Raw genomic sequence first — 10,278 nt, 5'->3', positions numbered from 1 at the left:
TTCAACCGACCAAAGGGTGAAGCAAGGGCGTGCGTTAGTACCTGCATGGTTAGTCATATTGTCCTCGCGAGAAAATTGAGTTCGCGAGGCGTGTAGGCACAGTGCCTCGTAGCTAAAATTTCTACGCGGCAAAACATTTTGAGATGCGAACTCGACGTGTCTCGCTTAGCGTGCGGTACGCGAGTCAGCCGCGCCGTGCTGCACTCGCGAGGCTTGATGTGCGCCCGTCATAGGAAGTGACGCATAGAACAGTGGTCGCAATCGGGCCGCGCGACACACAATCACCTGTCGCAACTTCATCATCTAAAATCTTCAAGCACCCTGCTTGAGAGCTGGGAGCTCTTGCTCCCGTACAATCCAATGAGTGCTTTGCCTACAAGGGGCTCGTTGCCACGAATGTTTTACTTTTTTGTTCCCTAAGCCCGCAGGAAATTGAGACTTTTGTTTCGATTTCATCCTAGTCCATCTGGCATAGAATTCAAGGACCGTTCGTGGAGGCATCAACCCCGTGGACCCGCCTCGCAACGCGCGTGCTGCGTGTTGCACTTGCACGGAAGGATTTGACCTACGCGCGACTTGCAGTGGCATTGGTCGACCTCGGGTACACCGAGACCGAGCGCTCACTTATTCTTAAGGTGACGCGGGGTACCGCGAAGCTCGAGTTGCTCCTACAAGTCATCGACATCTCCTCCGCCCGACCGCCCGCCGTCTGGTCGGCAGCAATGCGCTCACAGGGGGACTGGGGGCAGCGTGCAGCCGCCGTTCTGTCGGCCGAACTGGCAAGACAACCGTGGGTTACCTCAGACGAGCTGATTCAGCGCCTTCGCCGATTCGGCAACAACATCTCGGAAAGGGCTCTTATGGCCCATATCTCAGATGGCTCGCTGTCTCTCGCTGTTGCGCTGCAGTGCTTAACCGCGTTAGGTAGCACGAGCCTCGACCAATACATCGATGCCGACGACCTGGTGGACGCTGCATTGGCCAGCGCATCCGAAATTCGCTCGCCGTAACCGCGGCATTTCTCTCTTGCGGTTCTTCACCCGCCGACCTAAAATTTAAGTGAGATTTTTGTTTCACTTTTTTGTGAGCGTTTAGTTTCTGCGAGAAACAGGTTCTTCGCATAGGAAGCAGCCGTCGGAATGGATGTTGCCCCAAGACCGGTAAGCAGTGCGGCACGGACTCACCCGGAGTCGAACTATGCCCCTCTGGCGCCCCCAGTCAGTTCAAGAAGAACCCGAAATTGTGCTCATCAACTGGTCCGTCCGGCGCACCGAGCGCGGCGAATGCCACCTCGTGGGCATGCGGGTCGACACACTGACCGGTCGCGTCTCATCTGCGATTGCGAGTTTCGACGCACACACTCGGACCGCCGAAACGAGTACCGGCCGGATGTATCGGCTGCAGGGCGAACCTGGATGGAATACCGACTCGGCGGATGTGTGGCAATCGTGGTGCAAGATGTATCGCGTTGCATCGTCACGTGACGTGACAGCCGATATTCTGGCGACGGCGAGCAAAGGCTCCTCCGCCTTCGTTGCGAGCGCTCGGGGCATCAATATCCGTGACTAGCACAGGAGGCAACGTGACAACGCCGGAGCAACGAACGCGTGCGGTCATCAGTACTCGCGACTTCTTACAGACCCTTGCGACAGCGAAGGAAATTTCCATCCCCGGCCTGGTTCAGTCTGTTGCGCTTGGTCTCCTGCGTCACTACCCGCTGGACGCTGACATGGCCGTATCTGCCTCCATGCTCCCCAGCCTCTGGTTACAACCTGATAGTAAATCGCAGGAGGCGCCTCGTATTGCGGCCAGTACGGCTTACCTGCGCGATGCCCATAACAAGAGGGTATCGGTACATACTCGGATGCGATGTGCGTTTGAATCTGTCTATTTTTGTTGCTGTGAGCTTGCCGAAAGCCAAGGCCAGTGCATCGATGGAATGAAGCATCCGAATAGCGAAGTCATGCAACTTGGGCTGTCAGCAATGAACGCGTCAGCGTCGGACGACCATGCGGTCAAGTTGCTAGCAACGTGGAATGCCGAGGCGAGCCCGTACCTGCCTAGCGTACCAATCGAAGCTGCTTGCAGTCTCGCCGAGCGCATCCATCACATTGCTGCTTCGGTACTCTCACAGCCAAGGCCGAATTGGGTCGAACCTTGATGTCATCTGCTAGAGTTCAGCGAGACCAAATGAGGCGCACCGGGTGGGCCATCGCGATGCGGCGCATCGGCGACGAATTCGATATAGCGCAATTTTTGGCGTCGGCGCTTGTGCGCAAAATCGCTGCAAACAAATTCCAACTACTGGCAGCCGAGCGAGACACGTTTCACGAGCTGCCTGATGACGTCATTGCTCGCATAGAACAAATTGTTTGCGAGGCGTACCTTGAGGCCGGCGAAGATGTGGGCGGCGACATCCTGCGTGAGCACCTTTGGCAGCAAGCGCTTCGCGCGCGGCGCGATATGGTTGCAAATGGGGAGCTGATTTCCGAAGCCGATTTCCGCCAACGCCTCGGCGTGACTGAGGGGCGTCTGAGCAGCTTGTTAGCAGACGGGAGCCTCTTCACACTGGAGGTCGACGGAGCGGTGTACTACCCAGCACAGCTTGCGGACCAAACACACAATCGAAGTCGGCTACAGGCAATATGCCGAATCATTGCATCTGCACCAGCTGACTCCCGGCTGGGGTTTTTATCCTCGCGGCGTGGAAGCCTTGGTGACCGCAGCCCGCTCGACATGCTCGAGAACGACGATGATTTCAAATCGCTGAGTCGCCTAGCTGCGGCTTGGGCCGCAGAGTGGTCGCGCACTGCCGTCAAAATGTACGAGGGCGAACACCAAGCCGTGCCGACGGATGTCGAGCCGCTGTACACAGCGGTAGTAGAAATCGACCCGCGCCGACCGCTGTGGGAACGCGCCTCTGAAGCGTTGCACGCGCCCGGATACGAATGGCCTTTGGGCCCATACCCCAAACTAGCGCCGTTCACGCTTTTTGTTGAGCGACAGATAGCAGGAAATCCCGAACCGATTTCAGAGGCCCTTGTGCAGATAAGCGTTGACGGCGAATCACTCCGTGTACGCGTCGTCCATAAGGACGCGCCGGCTCTGCCACCACAAACCTTGCCTGCAGGGAAGCGTCTATCCGTCGTTGAGGTAGCCCAACGGGTCATCGCTCACCTCATGAAACGCTAAGCGCGGGGCCCGCGCTTTCAAATGTCACGATGCCCTGAATTAGGTCACTGCCATGCCACGAGTCACGGTCAAAGTGCTCTCTTGCGGAGACCCCAGCCCCGGATGCCGCACGCACCCCGGTCTTGTAGCGCCGATGGACTACGCGTGGACCATCGACAGGGCGGATTTTCTCAAAGGCCCGCGCTAGATGCATACGCAACTTTCTGCCGCGTATCTACTGCCACCGCCGAGACGCCGCGGTGGACTGGTTCTCTATGTCGATTTCGATGGGGTGGTCCAGCCCGAGAGCGTCTATTTCTATCCCCGTCTCGGGCCGGTGCTGGTCAACGCGCCCGGCCACGAGTTGTTCGAACACGTCTGGCTTCTCGAACAGGAACTGGCTCCCTACCCAGACGTCCAGATTGTCCTTAGTACATCCTGGGTACGCAGATATCACGGCAGCATTGCGAGGGTCTCCCGCCGGCTGACGCCTAGCTTGCAGGAACGCGTCATTGGAGCGACATTCCACTCCAGAATGGATGAGAGAGAGTTCGCAGCGGCACCGCGAGGCGTTCAAATATGGGCTGACGTTGTGCGCCGCAAACCATTGGATTGGCTCGCGCTGGACGATGATGGTGCACAGTGGCCTGCATGGTGCCGCGACAAGCTCGTGCAAACTGACGAGATTCTCGGCATCTCCGCACCAGAGGTTCTCGAGGAGTTGCGGACGAAGCTAACCGCGATGGTGCACCGATGATGATAGGGCAATACAAGGTGGGATGCCGACGTCGCGCGAGTCAGCAGGCGACTGCGCCGAAGTCTTGTATACAAGGATACACGCGCGACTGGCAAGCCTTTCTGAATGGCCACCGCTAAAGCAAACGACCTGATGTCAGTGGGCGAACTCGCACAGCTGCTGAATGTGACGGCTTCTTATGTGCGAAAGAAGCTTCTGCGCAAGCACGTCTTACGCCCAGTCACAATACGGCGCGGCCGCAAGTATGCATCGCGCACGAAAGCGGAGGCCTATTGCGCAAAACGCAAGAAGGTTGCACGCAGGGCACTGCGAGGACTGGCGCGCGTCTCGCAGGAAGCGGGCTTGTACCGTGATGCCATCACCGCAACAAACAGGTGAGGAGAAACGTGATGACACTTGGTGAATGCATATGCGTTGCTCATTGCGCACCTCCGCTCATAGCAAGCGATAGCGGCGCACCTTGCTCCAGTGGCGAGCCGCGACGCAGTTGTTTGGCGAGAGTTCGTGAAACGTGGATGGAGCGACGATTCTGTTCAGCATCGTGCAGTCACTCGACCATCCTCGGCACAATTTCTAGCTAGTGCGCGGCGTTGTCATTATTAGATGCACGCGAGCGCGTATTCGCGGTTCGCTCGCGCGCCCAGTCAGCGCGCGGGGCCGGTGTTTACGCCGGCCCGCGATACTGGGGGCTAGGCGGCAACGGGGTTCCCGTCTCTCGCGAGCCGTGCGCGTGTTCTTGCGATGTGCCTGAGCAATGTTCTATTGCGCAGTGAGACAGGACGCCCTCGGGCCGTTCGGCGTTGCAATCAGCGAAGCTCCCGCGTCTGCAGTCACGCGGTGTCAGCGGCCGGAACCCACTGAATTCGGCGAAAGGGCGCGCGTGCGAGCGCCACGTCGGATAAAATCGTAGAAATCTATTTGTGTCCAAATAGATTTCCTTCTGCAGCACCCGCGACCGGTGAGGCAGTTTCTCATGTATTTGGCTGATGTTGGCAAACAAGCGATTTCAAATGGACGTGCACTCTCTACCAGACCACATGGACGATAGGCCAATTGCAGACCGATGGCAGGACATCGTCCAACACGTGAAGGAAGAGTATCTTTCAGAAACTCAGGCATACCCTTGGATTGTCGGGTTTTCTGGCGGAAAGGATTCGACAGTCGTGGCACACGCCGTATTCGAGGCTCTGCTCTCCATCCCGCCTTCGCGTCGCAATCGACCCGTGCACATCGTATCGAACGACACGATGGTCGAGAGTCCGCTCGTAATGGCGCACCTCGATAGCGTTACGACTTTGATTGAGGGAGCCGTGGAGGGGCTAGGTCTTCCGATGACGGTAGCGCGCACCAAGCCAGATTTGGATAAAACTTTTTGGGTTCTGTTAATCGGAAAGGGATACCCAAGTCCAAACTCGCAGATGCGTTGGTGTACGGACCGTCTTAAAATTCAGCCGACTAGCACCTACATTAAAGACAACATCTCAGCACACGGAGCGGCGATTGTAGTGCTGGGTGTGCGTCGAACAGAAAGCATTCGACGGATGCAGACCGTTAATAAGTACGAGAACCTGCGGGGCTCAAACTTGAACGAGCACTCTAGCATCGCTGGCGCGTACATTTTTCGTCCCATCCTAGAGCTGAGCACGGATGATGTCTGGGAATTACTTGGTTCGTTTCCAGCGCCGTGGGGAGGCACACACACCAAATTGTTTCAGCTATACCGCGATGCCGAAGGGGGAGAGTGTCCCGTCGTACTCAGCAAAGACGAAGCTCCGGGATGCGGCACTAAAAATAGTCGGTTCGGCTGCTGGACGTGCACGGTAGTTGAAAAAGATAAAAGCCTGCAGGGATTTATCGACTCGGGACAACATGCGTACAAACCCCTAGTCGCCTTTCGTGATTGGCTGGTAGATATTCGCAACGACCCAGCGCGAAGAAGCGCGATTCGAAGGAATGGGCGATTGACCTTTGACCTTTCCGGAAAGCACATTCCGGGTCCTTTTACGATTCAGGCTCGGCGGGAGATTTTAGAGCGCTTGCTTCAGGTTCAAAGCGAATTCGGCGGGCAATTAATTACGGACGATGAGGTCAATCTCATCCACAAGTTCTGGGCTATGGACTTGCAACAACAAGAGGGGCTTGCAAATGTCTGAAATAAATAACGACGAGACCAACGTTGCAGATTTGCCGCTGTGGTGCGACGAAGAGGCTAATACTCGGTTGCTCGAGGTGTGCGAAAAATTCAAAGTACCGATTGATGTGTTGACGGAATTGGTTTCTCTTCAGCGAGAGCGACAACATCAAGAGCGGGCGCATGGGATTTTTTTACGTTTTGAAGAAATTCTCGGAAGAATGGATTAAGGGGCTGCCACGTGTGGATTTCAAAAATTGAATTAACTAACTTTAAAAGTTATCAGCACGCGGAGCTTGAATTTCCTGAGCCGTCGAACGGTAGAAATATTGTTCTGGTCGGTGGCATGAATGGATACGGAAAAACATCGATTTTAGAGGCGCTGTACCTCGCACTTTACGGCAAGGATGCGATTATCCACTTGGCTCGCGCTGGCTTGAAGACAGACGAAAGCAAGGGATACCCGACGTTTCTCGAACGTGCCTTTAACGGTGAGGCTAAGCGAGATGGGCAGGATGTAATGTCCATCCGAGTCGTGATTAACCGGACGAAGACTAAGGCTATCAATATACGTCGGCAGTGGTTTTTTAAACAGTCTGGAATGTGGACTCGCGACGAAGAAGTTGTCGTACGTGAGGAATTGCGAGGGGTGCCAGGCGCGCCGATGAAAGATGGAAAGAACGGCTTCTCTCTATCCGACATACTCGATGACCAATTTGTGCCGGCCCATATTGCTCCATTCTTTTTCTTCGACGGCGAAGAAGTGAAAAAGCTCGCTGACCAATCTCGTATTGAACAGGTAAAGCAGGGTTTGGAGGGTCTACTCGGCATTGTACTATTACGGCAACTGGCGGAGCGTTTGCGAGATTTTGAAACATCGAAACGCTCCTCGGTTTCAAGCGTCGACGAAGAAAATATTCAAAGAATGTTGGAATCACTCACGACGGGCGAGGCACGGCTGACGGAGTTGAGAAAAGATGCTTCCGAGAGCGAAGAAAAGCTGGTGCAGCGCAAGGCCGAGCGGGAGTCTTTTATTGAGCGCATTACTGCTTCCGGTGGTGGCGGCGGCGACATCGCTACAGTCAAGGACCTTGTTGAGGATAGGGAAGGTCTTCGTGCCGAGTTGCGTGATGTTCAAAAGCAGTTAGAACGAATTTTGGCGGACCAGTTACCGTTTCATCTGATGCCAAAGGCGTTGCTCGAAGACTTTAAAAAACAAGTTGAGAGTGAACTTGCATTGGCGGAATGGCAATCCGAATGTCGGACGCTGCAACCCAAACGCGATAAATTTGAATGGGCATTCCTTGGTGCAGAAACTCCCGCGTTCCAACCAGGATTGACGACTGAGCAACTTGGGGTCGTCAAGGCTCGTATAGAGTCGGCTTGGGCATCGCTCTTTCACCCCGCGCCAAGCAATTGTGCGGACGAAGTCGTACATACGTATCTGCATGAAGGGCTTCGAGAGAAAGCGTTGTCTTTTTTAAGTACTATTGCTGTCGGGCAGCAAGATGTGCACGACCTATTGGCGCAGCAGCGCAATTTGACAGAGCAATGCGATGAAATAGGGAAGAAGATTTCCCGTGTTGAGGGTATCGACCGCGACGGTACACTTGCTGGCTTAAAACAGGAGTTGAAACGTGTCTCGGATGAGATTGAGTATCTTGAAGAGCATATCCGTTCGGAAGACCGAGAGGTTACGAGCTTGAAAGTACCGTTAACAACACCAAATCACGATACTTGCAGGAAAAGAAAAGACTCGATGACGCAAGTCCGACTCGAAATTTGCTGGACAAATCAAATCGCGTTCGCTCGGTAATTGAAGAAGTTGTTCCGCTCCTTTTTCCACTAAAGGTACAAGCGTTGGCGTCCGCAATGACGCGAGTTTATAAGCAGCTGGCGCACAAAGACCAAGTGGCAAAAATCGTAATCGACAATGCCGGTGCAACGCGAATTCTGGGCAAGACCGGGCAAGAAATTGTGTTTGACCGCTCCGCAGGCGAAAATCAGATTTTTGCGACGGCGCTGATTGCGGGTCTCGCAGAAGTGTCGGGCGTCAAGGCGCCAATGGTCGTGGATACGCCGCTGGGTCGGTTGGATAGCAAGCATAGAGAAAATATCTTTCGATTTTGGACTGGTAATTCCTCGCGTCAGGTTATTTTGCTTTCTCAAGACAAAGAAATCGACGCCGGTTTTTACAAAGGCATCAAAGATAATGTGGCGGAGACATTTCTTCTTGAGCATGTCGATGTCGGCGACGGAATTGGTCGGACGACGGTGACGCGTGGTAAGTATTTTGGAGTTACTCGATGAGCGATTTAGACCTCAACCAGGTTTTGAGTTCACGTTACCGAACCAGCCAAGAGGCAGACGGCTATACGGACAAACTACGCCAGAATCTGGCGTTGGCGACGAAAGCACAAGTCGCGCGTCTTGCCATAGGTCGGTCTCTTTCTATGGGCGCGTTGCCTAGTGGTCAAGTTGATTCGAAAGGTATGGATATTCCGGCCCAGTCATTATTTACTCCCGAGAATATTGGTGCTTGGGTGGGCCTCCTAGTAACTCACGCTCGTTCGACCAACGGTGAAATCGTGGTATCGCAGGACGCACTTCGCAGTGCGATTCGTGCGCATTGGCACCGAGGGGCAGTTGCGCTTTGGAACGATTGGACAACGGCGGACGACTATGATGGTTTTATCGCAACACTGGTTCGCCGCTCAGAAATGCCAGATTTCGCTGAAAAACGCCCGAATAGCGCAAGCTTGAAAATCGATTCGCCCTCGGATTCAATTCGACCAGTTGACTCATCCACCCAACTCACGAAAGCACTTGATGAATTGGGTATAAAAATCCAAATTAAAGAGGTTGTCCACGGCCCACGTCTTACTCGGTATCGAGTATTGCTCGTTAAGCTAGGCGATTTGGGGAAATTGAATCGAAGTATTCCTCAGCTTGGTTTGGCAATGAATCTCGGTCGAGCAGAGGCGACGGTATCGAATGGGGACGAACCGAAAACCGTCTTTATAGACCTACCTCGCCCGCGCTCCACTTGGAAGACAGTAGGAATGGAGCGGTTGCGCGAGTGGTCACAGAAGATGCCGGCAGATGCGAATAAGCTTTTCCTGTATGCAGGTGTTTCTGTCACCGGAGAAGACGTCTCGTTTGACCTGTCGGCTGCCCCACATTTACTCGTTGGGGGAACGACGGGCTCGGGGAAAAGCGTCTGTCTTCACTCCTTTATCTTATCGCTGCTGTCTTTGCATGGGCCTGACTCGCTTCAACTTGCGTTAATTGACCCGAAACAAGTCGAATTCAAGCCTTACGAAAAACTTCGGAATTTATACAGAGGAGAGGTTGCGACTGAAGCTGCGACCGCCAAGGAAATGCTAGCCGAGCTAGTCACAGAAATGGAAGCGCGTTACTCTTTGTTTAATCGCATCGGCGTAGCAAACATTCCTGAAGCACGGAAGAAAGGACAAAAGATTCCGTCTATTGTCGTCTTTATCGAAGAGTTAGCAGATTTAGTGATGGTGGACAAAAATATTGAGCCTTTGCTTGAAAGACTAGCTCAGAAGGCGCGGGCCGCCGGAATACATCTGGTTTTGGCCACTCAACGGCCAGATGCAGATACCTTTTCAGGGCTCATTCGAGGCAACGTCCCGTGCCGCGTCGCTCTTACTGTTCAAAAGGGGACGGAGTCAACTATCATTCTCGATGAGAAGGGCGCGGAAAGCTTGTTGGGGCAAGGAGATATGCTGATAAAACTGCAGGGAGAGTCGCCGCGACGAGCCCATGGCGTACTGGTAGAGACGGATAATGTGGTTCAGTTTGTTAGTCATCTATCGAGGTAGCAAATCGTCTAGTACCGGTACTAACTCCGACGATGGTGATGTGGGAGCACACGGGCAAATAACTTAGCTGTGTTGGGCCAGAAACGACTCCGACCGGCAAGGCAAGCCGAATCGCATTCGTCATGCCTTGCAGCTGAGGCTCGCGCCGAAGCTGCTGCATTTGCGGGGAAAAGAGTGACGCGGAGGTCGCGGCGAAATCCCCGGTGAGCGAAGCCGATGCGCGTGTTCACAGAGAACTAGCCACACGACTACGCCCGTGCGACGCCAGCCGAATGCAATGGCAGCGCGTCAGAGGCGGGCTGAAGCACTGTGCATATATCTTTGCGGCTGAGGGGGAAATAATAAGGGCCGCATCAGCGGCCCTTATTGCA

General features: G+C 54.3%; 10 protein-coding genes. All 10 read left to right on the top strand.

Annotated elements, in window-relative coordinates; genetic code table 11:
- The first annotated feature begins 491 nt into the window (after positions 1 to 491).
- On the top strand, positions 492 to 1,010 hold the full coding sequence (locus HV796_RS08735) for a DUF6471 domain-containing protein (protein WP_175226079.1): 519 nt from the start codon (positions 492 to 494) through the stop codon (positions 1,008 to 1,010).
- Positions 1,011 to 1,197: 187 nt separating this feature from the next.
- Entirely contained in the window at positions 1,198 to 1,569 is a 372-nt protein-coding gene (locus HV796_RS08730) for a hypothetical protein (RefSeq protein ID WP_175226078.1), read from the top strand.
- Between the two features lie 13 nt (positions 1,570 to 1,582).
- On the top strand, positions 1,583 to 2,161 hold the full coding sequence (locus HV796_RS44080) for a BPSL0761 family protein (protein ID WP_246355772.1): 579 nt from the start codon (positions 1,583 to 1,585) through the stop codon (positions 2,159 to 2,161).
- 56 nt (positions 2,162 to 2,217) lie between these two features.
- Entirely contained in the window at positions 2,218 to 3,192 is a 975-nt protein-coding gene (locus tag HV796_RS08720; protein ID WP_246355771.1) for a hypothetical protein, read from the top strand.
- 187 nt (positions 3,193 to 3,379) lie between these two features.
- On the top strand, positions 3,380 to 3,928 hold the full coding sequence (locus tag HV796_RS08715; RefSeq protein WP_175226076.1) for an HAD domain-containing protein: 549 nt from the start codon (positions 3,380 to 3,382) through the stop codon (positions 3,926 to 3,928).
- 1,037 nt (positions 3,929 to 4,965) lie between these two features.
- A complete protein-coding gene (gene dndC, locus HV796_RS08710; protein WP_175226075.1) occupies positions 4,966 to 6,081 on the top strand; it encodes a DNA phosphorothioation system sulfurtransferase DndC in 1,116 nt (371 codons plus the stop codon).
- Positions 6,074 to 6,289 (top strand): DNA modification system-associated small protein, encoded by a 216-nt coding sequence (locus HV796_RS08705; protein WP_175226074.1) that lies wholly within the window; start codon positions 6,074 to 6,076, stop codon positions 6,287 to 6,289. The genes dndC and HV796_RS08705 overlap by 8 nt, the downstream gene beginning before the upstream one ends.
- A gap of 11 nt (positions 6,290 to 6,300) precedes the next feature.
- Positions 6,301 to 7,875 (top strand): AAA family ATPase, encoded by a 1,575-nt coding sequence (locus HV796_RS08700; protein WP_175226073.1) that lies wholly within the window; start codon positions 6,301 to 6,303, stop codon positions 7,873 to 7,875.
- Positions 7,842 to 8,369 (top strand): hypothetical protein, encoded by a 528-nt coding sequence (locus HV796_RS08695; RefSeq protein WP_175226072.1) that lies wholly within the window; start codon positions 7,842 to 7,844, stop codon positions 8,367 to 8,369. Before HV796_RS08700 ends, HV796_RS08695 begins: the two co-directional genes overlap by 34 nt.
- A complete protein-coding gene (locus tag HV796_RS08690) occupies positions 8,366 to 9,907 on the top strand; it encodes an FtsK/SpoIIIE domain-containing protein (protein ID WP_175226071.1) in 1,542 nt (513 codons plus the stop codon). The genes HV796_RS08695 and HV796_RS08690 overlap by 4 nt, the downstream gene beginning before the upstream one ends.
- The last annotated feature ends 371 nt before the right edge of the window (positions 9,908 to 10,278 follow it).

Origin of the sequence: Paraburkholderia humisilvae (genome assembly GCF_902859855.1) — a bacterium.
Lineage (GTDB): Bacteria > Pseudomonadota > Gammaproteobacteria > Burkholderiales > Burkholderiaceae > Paraburkholderia > Paraburkholderia humisilvae.
The sequence above is the reverse complement of the archived record's forward strand: the minus strand, read 5'-3'. Positions and strand labels throughout refer to the sequence as shown.